The sequence below is a fragment of the Ruminococcus sporogenes genome (genome assembly GCF_054655175.1).
Window position 1 is genome coordinate 795,630 of the sequence record NZ_BAAHOA010000001.1, and the last position, 16,849, is coordinate 812,478.

The 16,849-nt window shown below is 36.8% G+C and carries 13 protein-coding genes; 6 read left to right on the forward strand and 7 right to left on the reverse strand.

The genetic code is table 11. From position 1 onward, the window contains the following. Nucleotides 1-137: 137 nt before the first annotated feature. The 3 genes from ACYQ0N_RS04275 to ACYQ0N_RS04285 form a co-directional block, all read right to left on the reverse strand. Nucleotides 138-2,711, reverse strand: a complete 2,574-nt coding sequence (locus ACYQ0N_RS04275) for an NYN domain-containing protein (RefSeq protein ID WP_460161954.1) — start codon at nt 2,709-2,711, stop codon at nt 138-140. 72 nt (nt 2,712-2,783) lie between these two features. After that, nucleotides 2,784-4,001 carry a homoserine dehydrogenase gene (locus tag ACYQ0N_RS04280; protein WP_460161955.1) on the reverse strand — a complete coding sequence of 406 codons (1,218 nt, stop codon included), beginning with the start codon at nt 3,999-4,001 and terminating at the stop codon, nt 2,784-2,786. Between the two features lie 18 nt (nt 4,002-4,019). Continuing rightward, nucleotides 4,020-4,460 carry an ACT domain-containing protein gene (locus ACYQ0N_RS04285; protein WP_177531589.1) on the reverse strand — a complete coding sequence of 147 codons (441 nt, stop codon included), beginning with the start codon at nt 4,458-4,460 and terminating at the stop codon, nt 4,020-4,022. 262 nt (nt 4,461-4,722) lie between these two features. Between ACYQ0N_RS04285 and ACYQ0N_RS04290 the strand changes: the two genes are divergently transcribed. Continuing rightward, nucleotides 4,723-6,789, forward strand: a complete 2,067-nt coding sequence (locus tag ACYQ0N_RS04290; RefSeq protein ID WP_177531588.1) for a carbohydrate-binding domain-containing protein — start codon at nt 4,723-4,725, stop codon at nt 6,787-6,789. Between the two features lie 158 nt (nt 6,790-6,947). Here the strand turns inward: ACYQ0N_RS04290 and ACYQ0N_RS04295 are convergent, their stop codons facing one another. From ACYQ0N_RS04295 to ACYQ0N_RS04310, 4 genes are all read right to left on the reverse strand, one after another. After that, the gene (locus ACYQ0N_RS04295) at nt 6,948-8,882 is read right to left on the reverse strand and encodes a thioredoxin domain-containing protein (protein WP_460161956.1); all 1,935 of its coding nucleotides are present in this window, start codon (nt 8,880-8,882) and stop codon (nt 6,948-6,950) included. Between the two features lie 277 nt (nt 8,883-9,159). Further along, entirely contained in the window at nt 9,160-10,059 is a 900-nt protein-coding gene (locus tag ACYQ0N_RS04300; protein WP_460161957.1) for a CAP domain-containing protein, read from the reverse strand. Nucleotides 10,060-10,292: 233 nt separating this feature from the next. Continuing rightward, nucleotides 10,293-10,940: a dockerin type I domain-containing protein gene (locus ACYQ0N_RS04305; RefSeq protein WP_460161958.1), complete on the reverse strand. Its 648-nt coding sequence runs from the start codon at nt 10,938-10,940 to the stop codon at nt 10,293-10,295. A gap of 236 nt (nt 10,941-11,176) precedes the next feature. Beyond that, entirely contained in the window at nt 11,177-11,542 is a 366-nt protein-coding gene (locus tag ACYQ0N_RS04310) for an MmcQ/YjbR family DNA-binding protein (protein WP_460161959.1), read from the reverse strand. A gap of 368 nt (nt 11,543-11,910) precedes the next feature. On the opposite strand from ACYQ0N_RS04310, the gene ACYQ0N_RS04315 reads away from it, so the two are divergent. The 5 genes from ACYQ0N_RS04315 to ACYQ0N_RS04335 all read left to right on the forward strand — a co-directional run bounded on the left by ACYQ0N_RS04315 (nt 11,911) and on the right by ACYQ0N_RS04335 (nt 16,837). Then, nucleotides 11,911-12,996: a tyrosine-type recombinase/integrase gene (locus ACYQ0N_RS04315; RefSeq protein WP_177531583.1), complete on the forward strand. Its 1,086-nt coding sequence runs from the start codon at nt 11,911-11,913 to the stop codon at nt 12,994-12,996. Nucleotides 12,997-13,176: 180 nt separating this feature from the next. Beyond that, nucleotides 13,177-14,706, forward strand: coding sequence for a tyrosine-protein kinase domain-containing protein (locus ACYQ0N_RS04320; RefSeq protein ID WP_460161960.1), 1,530 nt, complete (start codon nt 13,177-13,179; stop codon nt 14,704-14,706). Continuing rightward, nucleotides 14,700-15,386 (forward strand): CpsB/CapC family capsule biosynthesis tyrosine phosphatase, encoded by a 687-nt coding sequence (locus ACYQ0N_RS04325; RefSeq protein ID WP_177531581.1) that lies wholly within the window; start codon nt 14,700-14,702, stop codon nt 15,384-15,386. The genes ACYQ0N_RS04320 and ACYQ0N_RS04325 overlap by 7 nt, the downstream gene beginning before the upstream one ends. After that, nucleotides 15,383-16,012 carry a sugar transferase gene (locus tag ACYQ0N_RS04330; protein WP_460161961.1) on the forward strand — a complete coding sequence of 210 codons (630 nt, stop codon included), beginning with the start codon at nt 15,383-15,385 and terminating at the stop codon, nt 16,010-16,012. Before ACYQ0N_RS04325 ends, ACYQ0N_RS04330 begins: the two co-directional genes overlap by 4 nt. 9 nt (nt 16,013-16,021) lie before the next feature. After that, complete coding sequence (locus ACYQ0N_RS04335; protein WP_460161962.1) at nt 16,022-16,837, forward strand: glycosyltransferase; 816 nt, start codon at nt 16,022-16,024, stop codon at nt 16,835-16,837. The last annotated feature ends 12 nt before the right edge of the window (nt 16,838-16,849 follow it).

Sequence of the window (16,849 nt, forward strand, 5' to 3'; positions counted from 1 at the left end):
ATTTGTTTTTATGTTTTAAATTAGTTTATCCTTATTGTACCATATTCAAATATGTTGTCAATAGCTTTCGGCAAAGATTGTATTATTTATATTAATACGGATAGTTCACACTGTAGAATCTGTAAAATTCGCCTAAGTCACTTCTGGTTTTCAATAAAATCCCTGATCGCTTTGTCCACAGTTTTTACTTCCTCATAAAATTCAGATGCGGAAACTCGGTAGGCTCCGTTTCCCAGAATAATAAGCTGCTCCATACCGTCTGACGTTGCAACTCTTACCTTCCTGTCTTTTCCTATCTGACTTGTCGCCTTTTGTATATACATATCGGCTGTTTCCGCTTCCTTTGTATAGACAACGCTTGTATTATGGATTTTTTCTATTTCACCGGTATTGCCTTTGACCTTATAGGCGTCAAAAACCAATATAAGCTCACATTGCTTAAACGCCTGATAATTGCATAGGATATTGATAAGCTGACTTCTTGCAAGGTCAAGATTATTTTTTGCGATACCCTTTAAATTATCCCATGCAAAAATAATATTATAGCCGTCAACAAGCAGATATTCCGGTCCTTTGAGAACAGGCTTTATTTTCTTGTTATCCGTTTCCGCAGTATTTTTTCTTCTGCGCTTGAACGCTTGTATTTTATCCCTGCGTACGGGACCGTAGGTTCGCTCAAAGATTTCCATAAGCTCTTTGTCGTCTGTAATACGTGAATAGTAGGTTTCCGTTTTTTTCAAAATATCTATGTCTGAAGAGCTGTCATGTATTTTAAGGTAACGTTCAAGGTGCATATTATCATAAACCTCATTCCACTTTACGACATGTCCGGAGCCGTGAGAGCAGAAAACAGAATCCGCAGTGTTTTCAGTGTCAGAATCGCTGTTGTAGCCGATTTCATCAATTACCCTTTCGGAGTTTACGCACGGCTCATAGCCTTTGAAAGATAAATAAATCTTTCCTTTTCCACGGGTATATGCTTTTATTTCGTTTTGATAATCTCTTATTGAAGCTACCGGAGCGCTGCCGGATATTACAGTTAATTCCCCGTTAGAAGCCGGCGTTTCAAAACTGCCGTTCATTTGCTGAATGTCTGAAAGAGCCCGTCCGGTATTTTCGGAGGGAAGCTCGATTTTAAAACTGTACCAGGGCTCAAGAAGAATACTTTCCGCGCATTTAAGACCGTGACGTACTGCACGGTAGGTTGCTTGCCTGAAATCTCCGCCTTCAGTATGCTTGGCATGAGCCCGTCCGGAAACCAGGGTTATTCTCATGTCTGTTATAGGCGATCCTGTTAATACTCCTATATGCGTTTTTTCTTTAAGATGTGAAATAATAAGTCTTTGCCAATTCTTATCCAGTAAATCCTCACGGCAGTCTGTTGAAAAAATAAGTCCGCTTCCTCTTTTAAGAGGCTCCAAAATGAGATGTACTTCAGCATAGTGACGCAGCGGTTCGTAGTGCCCAACGCCTTCAACTTTATTTGCGATAGTTTCTTTATACGCAATACTTCCAGGACCGAATTGCACGTTTATATCGAATCTTTCGTAAATAATGTTTTTAAGGATTTCAAGCTGAATTTCGCCCATAAGCTGTATATGTATTTCCTTATGCTGTTCGTTCCAGATTATATGAAGCTGGGGATCCTCTTCTTCAAGCTTTCTCAGCTTTTTTATAACTGCATGAGGATCTGTTCCGTCCGGCAGTTTTACAGAATATGTAAGCACAGGCTCGAGCAGGGGATCGTCGGAATCAGCTTCCATGCCCAGGCCCTCCCCGGAATATGTTTTGGTAAGTCCGGTAACTGCACAGACTGTTCCGCTGTAAACTTCATTTGCGGTTATAAACTTTTCTCCGGAGTAAATGCGTATCTGGTTAATTTTTTCCTCCCAATCCTTTTTGTCCTGAGAAACTCCGTGAACGGCCGATCTAACTTTAAGACTTCCTCCGGTTATTTTAAGGTGTGTAAGACGGTTTCCGGATTCGTCTTCGGTTATTTTGAACACCTTGGCTCCGAAGCTTTCAGAGTTGGGGGAGGATGGCGCATATCGGCAGAATATTTCCATAAAGCTTTCGATTCCGTTCAATTTAAGAGCTGAGCCGAAGCAGCATGGAAAAAGCTCTCTACTTCTGACAGCGTTTAAAATGTCCTCTTCTCTGACATTTCCATTGTCAAGATAGTATTGCATAATACTTTCGTCGCATTCGGCAAGTTCTTCATAGAGGCGGTTTTTATCAGAATTTTCAAAATCGACGCACCTATAATCCAGCTTATTTTTCAGATCGATTATTATATTTTTACGGTCTATTCCCGGCATATCGGTCTTGTTTATAAAAATAAATACAGGTATGCTATAACGTGTAAGAAGGCGCCATAAGGTTTCAGTATGACTCTGAACACCGTCCGTGCCGCTGATGACAAGTATCGCACAATCAAGTATCTGGAGAACTCTTTCGGTTTCCGTTGAAAAATCAGCATGTCCGGGAGTATCGAGCAAGGTTATTTCGGCGTTGTCAAGCTTTATAATTGCCTGCTTTGAAAATATAGTGATCCCTCGTTCTCTTTCAATACGGTCGGTGTCTAAATAGGTATTCCTGTGGTCTACACGTCCGGGCTTTCTTATAGTTCCTGTATGGTAGAGCATGGCCTCTGAAAGAGTGGTTTTACCTGAATCAACATGAGCAAGTATACCGGCTACTATACGTTTCATTTTATCTTTCCTTTATTGTTAAATTAAACGACACCGCTTTTCAGACGGTGCCGTTATAAAATTATTACATTATTATTTTAGGACAGGTATCATTGATACAACGTCCGCTCCATTTGCTTCAAGCTTTTCCTTTAATTCATAGGCATGATTCAGCGTCATTTCTGAGGTGATAAAGCTTGTCTGACCGGCTATACCGTTTATTTTTTCAAAATTCTTAATTATATCAAGTATATTTTCAGGTTTTTCAACTCTGAAATAAACCGGAGCCTTAAAGTTATGCCAATCCTCTATAAAGGAATTGTCCTCTGCCGGTTCCCATGACTGAGAGAATACGGTTTTATCATGTTTGACCGAATCTATAACGTCGCCTAAAACGGCGCTGGCGGTAGGCAGCTTACCTGCGCCTCTGCCGTAGAACAGCGTTTTGTCTATTGCGTCGCCGCTTACCAATACAGCATTGAAAACGTCGTCCACTCTTGAAATAAGATTGTCGAACGGAACAATCATGGGCATTACAATCGGAAGTATTTTTCCATTGCCGACAGCGGATACCTTTGCAATAAGCTTGATTGAGCCACCCCATTTGTTGACGATTTGAACATCTTCAAGCTTAATATCAGATATGCCTTCAGTATGAACGCTGTCAGGATATACGTGCTTTCCGTAGACAAGAGACGATATAATGCATATTTTGCGGCATGCGTCATGGCCTTCTACGTCTGCGGTCGGATCCTTTTCAGCATATCCAAGCTTCTGCGCCAGTCTGAGTGCGTCCTCAAACTTCATACCGTCGTAAATCATCTTTGAGAGAATAAAATTTGTGGTTCCGTTTAGTATTCCTGCGACGCTGTCAATGTCGTTTGCGGCAAGGCATTTATGAAGAGGTCTTATAATCGGAATAGCGCCGCCAACGCTTGCTTCAAAGAAATAATTGCAGTTATTTGCTCTTGCGATTGCCAGAAGCTCGTCTCCCTTTGCGGCAACCAGTTCTTTGTTTGAAGTTGAAACGCTTATGCCTCTTTCAAGGCATTTTTTTGAAAATGTATAGGCGGGCTCTACTCCGCCCATACATTCAGCCACAGCTTTTATTTCATTATCGTTTATAATTTCATCTATGGTTTTAACAAATTTATTTTTGTATGGACTATCAGGGAATTCCCTTATGTCAAGAATGTATTTTACGTCCATTGGACGACCGGCTTTTTTTTCTATTTTGCTTTTGTTTTTATAGAACAACTCCACTACACCTGATCCGACAACGCCGTAACCTAAAACTGCAAATTTTAACATAGTACCCTCCAATAATATTTACTCGCCTGAAAGAAGCTGTATATCTACAACGCCTCTTAATTCAGAGATAATTGATTTCATAGCGACCGCTTCCTCAAAGCTTTCGTTTAGCCTTAGGGATATTGTAACTGTTGCGACGCCGTCAATAGGAATGCTTTGATTGACAGTCAGTATATTTGCGCTGAGGTTGTGCAGTGAAACCAATACGCTTGAAAGTACTCCGGGTTCGTCCTTTAATAGCATATAAAGAGTGATAATTTTCTGCATAAGCTTTTCCTCATAGGAATAAACGCAGTCGCGGTATTTGTAATAAGCGCTTCTGGATACCCCTACCAGCTTGCAGGCGGCGGCTGAGCTTTTAGCCTCTTTATTAGCCATGATTTTTTTGACTTGAAGAACCTTTAAAATAACCTCAGGCAATACTGAAGAATCAACAACTATCAAATGAGATTTATTCATTATAACTCCTATTGAACGTATAATATAATTTAATCAGTCCACCAATGAAATACAATTGTTTTTCAAAATATAATATAACATATAATCTGAGAATTGTCAAGTTTAGAAACAATTTAATAAGCTTCGGCGGCTCTCCCGGTATATTTTCCGTATTTATACTTGTTTATTTCACATAATAACCACAATTATATGTGAAAATAAATACAGATAAAGATAAATCACAGGGGGAATATTATTATATAATATTTTAGGGTGTGATTTTATGAACAATTTAAAAAAACTGGCGATAGTGATTTCAACGCTTATTATTTGCGCGTTTTCGATGACCGGATGTGAAGAAGGCGGCAGCGGTCAAAGCTCTGTTTCTGAAGCGGATTCCGTACTTTCTGCGGAAAATGCTTCTGCGTTGTCCGCAGAAAGCAATAATAAGGAAACCGGCTCGGAGTATTTTGACAGCGATGATTTGAACGATACATATGATGATATAACGGCCGTCATATCATTTACAGGAGACAGCGCAGATATAAACGGCGGCGGTTCAGAATTCTCAGACGGTAGAATAATTATAGAAAGCGGAGGGACATTTTTATTTTCCGGTACGCTTTACGACGGACAGATTTATGTAAATACTAAGGATAAGGTTCATCTGGTTTTTAACGGAGTAAAAATATCTAATTCCGTTTCGTCTGCGGTATATATAGAAAATGCGGATAAAGCGGTCATAACAGTTGCAGAAGGCAGTGAGAATAATTTAAGCGACGCTGCCGATTATGTATATGATAACAGCGAGGAAAATGAGCCGGACGCGGTTATATACAGTAAGGACGATCTTTCTGTAAACGGCGGGGGAACTTTGAATATAACCGCTAATTACAATGAAGGAATTACAAGCAAAAATGATCTGCGTATTAAGGATTCGGTAATAAATATAACATCTGTAGGAAATTCAATTAAGGGAAAGGATTCCCTTGCGATCATGGAAGCTAAGATAAATGCTCAGTCGCAGAGCGACGGTCTGAAATCCTCAAATGCCGAAGAAGACGGAAAAGGGTATATCGCTATAGAAAGCGGGGAATTTAATATAACTGCCGTTTCGGACGCTATACAGGCTGAAACGGAGCTTATTATAAACGGAGGAACGTTTGATATAAAAACAGGTAACGGCTCAGGAGATACTAACGCGGCTTCGTTCGATCAGATAGGCGGAGGTTTCGGAAGAGCGTCTGAAGGAAATTCCAATAAAACCGAGGACAGTGAAAAGGGTGTTAAAGCAGGAAATAAGCTTATTATAAACGATGGAACAATTACAGCCGACTGTACGGACGATACAGTGCATTCCAACGGAAATATAGAAATAAACGGCGGTACGTTGAATCTTTCTTCCGGTGACGACGGTATACATGCTGACGGAGAACTGACTGTCAACGGGGGCGAGATTTCTGTATTGAAGTCCTACGAGGGACTGGAGGGAACGGTTATTACTATAAACGACGGTAATATCAGCGTAACTGCCAGCGACGATGGATTTAACGCGAGCGAGGGATCTTCTGATGATGACGCTGAAAGCAGCGGTCAGAATATCGGCAAAGGCTTCGGCGACGTGTCTGAAAATTGTATTTTAAACATAAACGGCGGTTATATTTATGTTAACGCAGGCGGAGACGGTCTTGATTCAAACGGCGTTATGAATATAAGCGGTGGAACCGTCATTGTTGACGGACCGGTAAACGATGGAAACGGCGCGCTTGATTCAGGTACGGAAATAAATGTCAGCGGGGGCATTTTAATAGCTGCCGGAAGCTCGGGTATGGCGGAGTTTCCGTCCGACACGTCAACTCAGCCGTCTCTTGTCGTAGGGTTCGAACAATCATTGGACGCAGGGACGATAGTTTGCGTTCAGAATAAAAACGGTGAAAATATAATAACGTATTCTCCGTCTAAGAAATTTTCGTCTGTGATAATAAGCTCTCCGGATATAATACAAGGCGAGAGTTACAGTATTTATTACGGAGGAAGCAGCAGCGGAACTGCAAAAGACGGTCTTTACAGCGGAGGAGAATATTCAGGCGGAACATTGCTTGAAACTGTTACAGCCGAATCAGCCGTAACTCAAGCGGGAACAGGAACTTTTGGTCAAATGGGGGGAATTGGCCGCGGAGGTATGCCAGGTAATAACGGAAGTTTTGATCCTGAAAACGGTGAAATGCCTGATAACGGTTTTACTCATCCCGAAGGGATGACGCCTCCTAACGGCGGATCGTTCGACAACGTAACTCCTCCGGCTGAAGGCTACGGATTTGACGAAAAATCAAGCAGTGAAAATATTTAAAAAAGCTATAGGTATAAATAGTATATTGTATATTGGTAAAACCACAGTAAACTAATAAACGCTTACAAAGGAGTATTCAGCTCTTTTGTAAGCGTTTTTATATTTTATAAGCGACCGGAAAATCATTTATTTAATTACCTGACGAGCAGTTTCTTGTGTCAATGGTCAATTTGGTTGGAAGGCGGGCGGCAAACATGGTTTTTGCATATATAGTAGGTCGTTTTGTCATTTAATAATGGATAATTTTCACATTCAGTTATTGGTATTATATTGATAAGGAGTTTAGGGATTTTTTTAATTTTTTCGATATCTTGCATTTCCTTCACAACAGCGATAATATGCTCCGGAGGATTTTCGTAAATAAGCTTAGCAAGTAAAAACATACAGTGACCTGCGGGATAATTCCGGGAGGATACGGACATGAATTTATTTTGACGTTCAATTAAATCTCTGTAAATATCTTTTTCTGTCAGTTGATATAATCTGACAAAGTTGTATGCCATAATCGAATTACCGCTGGGAACTGCTCCGTCAAAGGTCTCCTTTGGATTAATAAAGAGTTCACAGTTATTTATTTCACTGAGATAAAATCCTCCGTTTTTATTATCTGCAAAAAGCTTTACGGCTTCTGAGCAGAAAAATTCTGCTTTATTAAGATAATCTTTGTTTAAAGTTGAGTTGTAAAGCTCTGTCAGCGCCGAAATATAATAAGCGTAATCGTCAAGAAAGCTTTTGCCGGAACGGTTTCCGTTGCGAAAGCTTGTATATATCCTTTTATTTTTACATAAATTGTTTTCTATAAATTTTTGGGATATTTTCGCTGCGTTCAGATATTTTTCATTACCGGATATTCTGTAAAGAATAGATAAAGCAGAAATCATCATAGAGTTCCATGAAACCAGAATTTTATCGTCAATGCGCAGCTTCATACGGTTTTTACGGTAATTGTAAAGCTTTTTGATTTCTTCGCTGAGGTCTGTTGTCAAATCGTTGCTTTTAAGAAGATTTGGAATATTCCCAGATTCAAAATTGCCGGCTTCTGTAATATCAAATAAACCGGCGAATTTTCTGCCGCCTTCTTCACCTAACACAGATAAAATTTCTTTTAAAGAAAACGTATAATATTTTCCTTCCACACCCTCGCTGTCGGCATCCTGCGCGCTGTAAAATCCTCCTTCGGTAGACGTCATTTCTCTTAGTACATAATCCGCTGTTTTTTCAGCAGTGTTAAGATAAATATTATTTTTTGTTATGCTATATACTGCTGAATATGAAATAATCATCAAAGCGTTGTCGTAAAGCATTTTTTCAAAATGAGGCGTCAGATAGAGGTTATCAGTTGAATATCTTGAAAAGCCGCAGCCTATTTGGTCAAAAATACCTCCCTTACGCATTTGAATAAGCGTTTTTTCAACCATATGAAGCGCTTCATCGTTATTTGTAAGATAGGCGTACATAGTTAAAAACATAAGATTGTGGGGTGATGGAAACTTTGGAGCGGATCCGAATCCGCCGTTAACGCTGTCAAAGCTTTCTGAAAAAATCTGCACCGCTTCTTCAATAGGATTTCCGTTCACAGGTTTATTGTGAATGTCCTGCATTTTTAGCTGTTTGATTATCATATCGGCCGAGTTTATGAGCTTATATCTGTTATTTTGCCATTGACTTGAAATTGCATTAAGCAATTCAAAAAAGCCCGGCATTCCATGACGTGAATAAGGAGGAAAATATGTTCCAGCAAAAAACGGTTTTTTATCCCATGTCATAAAAATACTCATTGGCCAGCCTCCGCTGCCGGTAAATGCCTGACAAACAGACATATAAACGCTGTCAATATCAGGACGTTCCTCTCTGTCGACCTTAATTGATATAAATTTTTCGTTAAGAATCTCTGCCGTTTTAAGGCTTTCAAAGCTTTCATGCGCCATAACGTGACACCAGTGACAGGAGCTGTATCCAATACTCAGAAAAATAGGCTTATCCTCTGCTCTTGCCTTTTCGAATGCTTCCTGACGCCATGGATACCAGTTGACAGGATTTTCTGAATGCTGTAAAAGGTAAGGGCTTGTTTCGTTTTTCAGCATATTGCTCATTTTATTCTCTCCTTCAAATTATGCTTAATATCATGTGCTGCGGATTTATATTTGATATTGTTTTCATTTTATCAGAAAAAATTCGCGTTGAATATCTTTCAAAATAAACGCTGAAATAATTGTAAGTCTATAAATTTATTGAAAAACGATCGTCTTTAAAAGTCCTGAGCTTTTTAGATTAAAAAATCCTGCGTTTTCCTTTATATGGGAAACGCAGGATTTAAATTTTTAAACAGCAGCTGATAACGATAATTCGATTGTATTTACAAAGTATATGTTAATTTTTACCCTTGATAACTATAACTCCGATACCTATTCCGGAGCAGTTGTCTCCCACAGGTATGGTAATAACCGGAGGTTTAATTACTGTACAATTTGTTGTAGTAGTTATTGTGGTTGTTGTAACTATATCCGTAACCGGAATAACAGTAGTTATAGTTGTCGACGTAATAGTCTCCGGAACGTCGGTTGTTTTAATAGTCGTAAAAATTTCATCCGGCTTTTCATCGTTTGCTTTTGCAGTAGTGGTTACCGACGTTTCTGCCGGAGATGTTGTTTTTACAGCAGTAGTTGTAGTTTTTACAGTTGTAGACGTATGTACCGTAGTGGTTACAGGGGCGGTTGTAACGGGCGTTTCGCCCGGAAGGTAAGATCCTTCATATAATTGGTCGGACGCAGCAAATAATTGAGTCCAGTAATACATTCCGTTTTGGAAAGTAACTCCTACGCCTATGTAATCCACATTTTTATTTAGAATATTCGAACGGTGTCCTGAGGAATTCATCCATGCGTTCATTACGCTTTCCGGATTTTTTTGTCCATACGCTATATTTTCACCGGCCGTTCGATAGGAAATTCCAAGCTCGGTCATAGCGGTAAAGAAGCTTGAACCGTCAGGTCTTGTATGTGAAAAGCTTTTCGGTAATTCGCCTGATCTTATTAGCGCCGCTTCGCTTAGCAGCGGAGAAAAACGGAGAGGATTCAGTCCGTTAGACTTACGCTCCTTATTTACAAGAACAGCTACCTGTTGAGCATATTCTTTCAAATTTGCGTCGGCGTAGGAAAGCGCGGCTGTTTCATGTTCGTCATTTGGCTTATTTACTGCATTTACACTGAACACAGTGCCGGATATAAGCGTAAACATTGCTATTACAGAAATAATTTTCTTCATTTTCATTACTATTCCCTCCATATGTAATGATTAATTTTGTGTGTACAATTACTATAACATGTTTATTGATACGAAACAATGCAAAATATCTGTAAAATTTTCTGCCAATATATCCGGAAGGCAAAATAATAAAGAAGCCCGAAATTTCGGACTTCTTTATTTATAAATAAAAAACTTATTGACAAAAATTAAAAAATTTTCAAAGCCTGCATTCTTATTTAACTAATTCTTAACAAAGATTAAAAATGATTTATAACCTGTAGAACATAATTTGTAATTGCCTGCACATCTTCATTATTAAGCAGAGGATTGCCGTTTGCGTCATAGTCTAATTTAGTATTTGCCGCAAGGTAAGCGTCTTCATTTACTAAAGGATACTTTTCAGGATCTGTAAGGTATTTATTAAGAATAACTATATCAGTTGAATTTACATATCCGTCCTGATCCACATCACCTACCAGAACAGCATTCAACGTGATTGAATTTGGGTTAATATTTACATTATTACTGTTTCTTATGGTCGCACTGTATGAAATTTCATTGAAAATGTTTGAAACTGAATTAGGCGTATAGAAATCAGTTGTAATTGCGATTCCGCTTTGAATTGCATTTCCAAGATATGTACCTTGAATTTTGTCATTATTTGATGAAACAAAATAACCATTATTTAGAAGAGGAGTTTTATTACTTGGATTTGCAATTATGCTTGAGGAATAATTCATTACGTAATCAATATAAGTGATGTTATCGGCGGAGTTAACGTTGTGGAAAACTCTGTAGGTTTTCATCATTTCTGAATCTGCGTTTGCTGTAAATAAAGAGCAAAGAGAGATTGCGGAAACAGTGACGGCAGTTAGAGTTGCCATGAATTTTTTTGCTTTTTTCATAATATTTCTCCTTTTACTTTTTTTAAAATCCACTAATTAGTGAATTTTTAAACTAATATATATGTTTTACTTTATAGCTATATAAATTATATTCCAAAAAAAGACAAAGGTCAAGTATTTCACAAAAAGTTCATAAAAAGTTTACAATTTATATATAAAATATTTCGGTTATTTTACTTTATTTTCCTAATTAAAATAAATTATGTTTATTTAGAAAGTCAGCAAAGCAAGAAACTTCACTGCTTAATGTCATTCGTTAGTTTGAAACTTATATTAATCAGAGTTTTAATCTTTTCATAATCGACGCTTCCGTCTAAAGCGACAGAAATCCAAAATTTTTTATTCATATGATATCCCGGATAAATTCCTGTTTCCATTTTAAAGGATTCAATCATAAAGGGATCGCATTTAACGTTTAAAATTTCAATTTCACTATTTTCTGATAAACCAAGTTTTTTCTTTGAAACATTCATAACTAAGGCAAACCATTTTTTATTGGCATTATGTCGAAAAACCGCATAATTAGGAAATTTCAACCAAGGAAATTCACTGTTCACATTGTAGGTTTCACAAATATAATTTTCTAATTCTTTTCTATTCATTCTAAACCGCCTTTAATCAGTTTTGGTATAATATACATTTTTTCTAATTATATCATGTCAGTCAATTAATTCCGGAGTAATTTAAAGTATAAACAAAATCCCAACGAAAGAAACGTTGGGATTTTTAACTTTCTCAAAGTTTCCCCCTTTGAGAAAAACAAATTTCAATTAATTTTGACATGACTTTGTTTTTTATTATATCATTTAAAACAGATTACTACAATAATTAATATAGCTTTTTTTATTTTTTTATGAAAATTTCATCTTTTTTTACCAATTTTTACATTTATTATGAAATTCTTTATACAGAATAACAATAAAAGGATTTTGATTCGTCAAAAACATCGTCAAATTAGGAGGATTAAAAAATGCCAAAAAAAGAATCAAATATTTATCACAGAAATGATGGCCGCTGGGAGGGACGGTTTCATATAAGCGGTACTAAAAAATATAAATCTGTTTATGGAAAAACTTATAGCGAAGCCAAGGAAAAGCTTCATAAATTACAAGGTGAAAATTCAATTTCAGAAAGTAAATGCCGCTTATCATTTAATGATATAGCGCAGAAATGGTTCGCTTATGAAAAATCAAAAGTAAAAGCAAGTACTCTATGCTGCTATAAAAACAAGCTTGATAATCATATTATGCCTTTTTTCTCAATTAAAAAGTATACGGATGTCAGCGTCGATGTAGTTGAAAAATTCAAAAAGCAAAAATTATTTGAAGGCTTTTCTTCAAAATATGTTTCTGATATGACTGTAATTATAAAAAGTATTGCTAAATGGGCAAATAAGATATACGGATATGCAAATAAGCTTTCATCTGTTGAATTGCCTAAGGCTAAAAGAAAGAAGCCTGATTTGCTTTCCGAAAGGGAACAGGCCGTTCTTCAGAATTATCTTTTCAATAGGTCTGATAATACTTCGCTGGGTATTCTTTTGAGCGCTTTTACCGGTATACGTATCGGTGAGCTTTGCGCGTTAAAATGGAATGATATTGATCTGGAAAATAAGATTTTGCATATTAATAAAACTGTACAAAGAATTAGCGCTCAAAGCGTTACAGAAAAAAGTAAAACCGTGGTCAATATTTCAGCTCCTAAAACCGAATACTCAGTACGTGATATTCCTATACCCGAGTTTTTGATAGAAAAATTAAAATCTAATTACAGTTCTGACGAAAAATATCTTTTATCGGGAACATGCAAGCTTGTTGAACCGAGATGTCTTTCCTATAGATTTAAGAGTATTCTTAAAAAAGTAAATTTGCCTTCAATTAAATTTCATTCACTACGGCATACCTTCGCAACAAATTGCTTGCAGCAGAATTTTGATATTAAAACTTTGTCCGAAATTCTTGGACATAGTGACGTTTCAACTACAATGAAAATTTATGTTCATTCATCTATGGAAAGAAAATGCGCTTGTATGAGTATGCTGAAGCTTGCCGTATAAATATTTGCTTCGTCAGTTTTTTTGTCTGCCTTTATTTATAACTCTGATTTTCCGGGTATTTTAAGAGTTCTTTCTCAAAAGGGGAAACTTTGAGAAAACACAAAACGGATATATACATAGTATACCTCATACTGTGAATTTATACGAATCATTTAATAAAGAAAGGGAAGATTTAATTCCATGAATAAAAAATTTACTTTAAAAGACCTTATATACCTACTTTTCGGCAGAATACCATATCTTATTATTGCAGCTATTATCTGTGCAGGCTGCTTGTTTTCAGTATCAAAATTTATGATAGCGCCTAAATATCAGTCAAACGTTTCGTTGTATGTTAAAAACAGCAATAATAGCACTGATTCTCTATCGCAGGGAGTAAACGCAAACGATTTGAATGTTTCTAAGTCGCTGGTTGAAACTTATATTGTTATTCTAAATAATGATATTGTAATGGATGAAATAAGTAAAAAGCTTCTTGAAAATCATTCGGCCGACGATCTTTCTGATTATTTTGAAATAAAAAACGGACAAATAACAAATAAGAGTCTTAAAAGCTGCTTTTCAATGTCGGCAGCCAATGAAACAGAAGTATTGAATATTACTGCGACTACTAAAAATGCCAAGCTTTCACAGGAGCTTTGCAGTATTATGGCCGATGTTGCGCCGAGTTTCCTGATTCGCGTAGTAGGTACGGGGTCGGTTGAAAAAATAGGCGACGCTAAATTATATGAAGAGAAGGTATCTCCGAATGTAATAAAAAATACCGTTTTCGGTGGCATTGCAGGATTTTTGATAGCTGTTTTTATAATATTGATGATTGATTTTTTTGATAATTCCATTAAAGATACTACCGAACTCCAGGAACGTTTTCAAAAACCGATTTTAGGAGAAATTGCTCATATCGGGGGCAAAACAAAAAAGAAGGACATAGGCAAATCAAGCGATAGAAAAACTAAGCTTATTTATAATAATAAAATCCCATTCAGCGTGGTTGAAAATTATAAATCAATGCGTACAAATGTAATGTTTTCATTATCTACAGAAGAAAACAGAATTCTGGCGATAACAAGCTCAATGCCGTCCGAGGGAAAGTCCGTTACTATAGCAAACCTTGCTGTTACCATGGCGGAAGCCGATAAAAAGGTTCTGCTTGTTGACGCTGATATGAGAAAGCCTGTGCAGCACAAAAATTTCAATCTTCAAAATAGAAAAGGTCTTTCAACCATACTTTCACGCGAATCGGTTTTTGAGGATTGTGTTCACCGAAGCGTTATAAAAAATCTTGATATTCTGACTTCGGGAGTTATTCCTCCGAATCCGTCGGAACTCTTGGCGTCGAAAAAAATGCGTGAGATGACTGAAAAAATCAAATCCGAATATGATTACATATTAATAGATACACCGCCGATCCTGCAAATGACAGACGTTATCGGTCTGTCGGATATTATTGCCGGAGTTGCCGTTGTTTTGTCATATGGAAGTACAAGCTATTATGAAATTCAAGAGGTTCAGAAAAAGCTTCAGCTTGGTAATTGTAAGCTAACCGGTTTTATACTGAATGATATTTCCGTGAGTTCAGGTAAGGGTTACGGATATAAGTACGGCTATAAATATGGTTACAAATACGGCTACAAATACAGGTACTATGCGCAGAATTACAGATATGAACAGACAAAAGCGGAAACGGAGGAAGATGAAAAGCAATGCTGACTGATTATCATTGCCACATACTTCCTAAAATGGACGACGGTTCAGAGTCTGTGGAAATGTCAATAAAAATGCTTGAAATGATGAAATTACAGGGTGTGGATAGGATTATTGCAACTCCGCATTTTTATGCTCACAGGGAAAGAAGTGTCGAGCGTTTTCTTGAGAGGAGGCGGAAATGCTGCGAAAGTCTGATGTTAAAAGGTCCGTTGATAACTAATATTTTATTAGGAGCAGAAATTGCCGTTGAAAAGGATATATCCGATCTGGACAATATTGAAAGGCTGGCAATACAGGGAACGAAATTAATTCTTTTTGAACTGCCGTATAAGGCTTTTTCCGATTGGATGATTGAGGAAATCGAAAATATTTCATCGGAGCATAAATTGATTCCTATTATTGCTCATGTTCACCGTTATTTACCATATTACACTAAAGATGATTACGAAAAAGTACTTAAAGCCGACGCGATATTTCAGGTGAATGCTGAAGCCTTCGGCAATTTCAGAGAATTCAGGTTTGTAAAGAAGCTTATCAAAAATGAGTTTCCATTAGTATTGGGAAGCGATGCGCATAATGTAACGGATCGAAAGCCGGATTATGATTTAATTATGAAAAAATCCGATAGGAAAATAATAGAAAACTCAAATGAGATACTTGAGAAAAGTAAAAGGGTGATATGATGTATTTAAAAATAAAAAGAAGTTTTGATATTTTATTTTCTTTTATCATGATTTTGCTTCTTTTGCCTGTTTTATTTGTTATTTCAGTTGTAATTAAATTTGAATGTCCAAATTGCGGAATAATATTCAGGCAAAAAAGATATGGAAAAAATTCTGAAGCGTTTGTAATTTATAAATTTCGAACGATGAAAAAAGACGCTCCAAATATATCTGCTTGTGAAATGGTAATCAATCAGGATAAATATATAACAAAATTTGGGAAGTTTCTGAGAAAAACAAGCTTGGACGAGCTGCCGCAGTTATTCAATATTTTAAAAGGCGATATGAGCATTATCGGTCCAAGGCCTGTTATTTTAGCAGAGGGATATCTTCAAAATCTGAGAAAGCAAAACGGCTCCGACAATATACTTCCAGGGTTGACGGGTCTTGCACAGGTAAACGGAAGAAATTCTTTATCAGATGATGAAAAAGCAGAATTTGACGCTGAGTATTATTATAAAATCTGTTTTTGGCTTGATGTGAAAATTTTTTGGGGGACCTTATATAAAGTTTTGAAGCATGACGATATAGATTGCATTAATAAAGAAACGAAAAAAGAGGGAAGAGAAAAAGTTAAGGTTGGGTGAGAACGAAGAATGAATTATAGCGTGTTGATGTCAGTTTATGATAAAGAAAAACCGGAATATCTGAAGCAAAGCATAGAGAGCATGCTTAATCAAACTGTTAAACCTGAACAATTTGTAGTAGTTGAGGACGGCGCTTTAAATAAATCATTATCTGATATTATTGATAAATACAAGGCGGATTTTAACGAGCTGTTTACCATCGTCAAGCTGCAAGTAAACGGCGGCTTGGGAAATGCCCTGAATCAAGGATTAAAGGCCTGCCGTAATGAACTGGTTGCCCGCATGGATTCTGACGACATTTCTTTGCCAAGGCGTTGCGAAAAGGAACTGAAATTATTTCTTGATAACCCTGAGCTATCAATTGTGGGAACAAATATTGACGAATTCTGGGATAATCCAAATGAAATAAAATGTTCCCGTATTGTGCCGTCGTCATATGAGGAGATAAAGAAAAATATTGGAAGAATTCAGCCGTTTAATCATCCTACTGTTATGTATAAAAGGTCTGAGGTATTAAAATGCGGCGGTTATCCTACAACAAGAAGAAATGAGGATAGAAAATTGTTTTCTGTAATGATTATGAATAATTGTAAAGCAGAAAACATAAATGAATCGCTTTTATTATATAGATCAGATAAAAATAATTATAAACGCAGAAAGTCATGGAGAAACTGCATAGGGTGCATTAAAGTTTCATATAGCTTATGGAGAAAAAATTTGTGTCGGTTTAGTGACTTTATTTATGTATTAGTCGGACAAATATTTTTATTTATTTTACCATTATTTTTAATGAAATTAGTGTCGGATAAATTATTAAGAAGATAGATTTAAATGGAG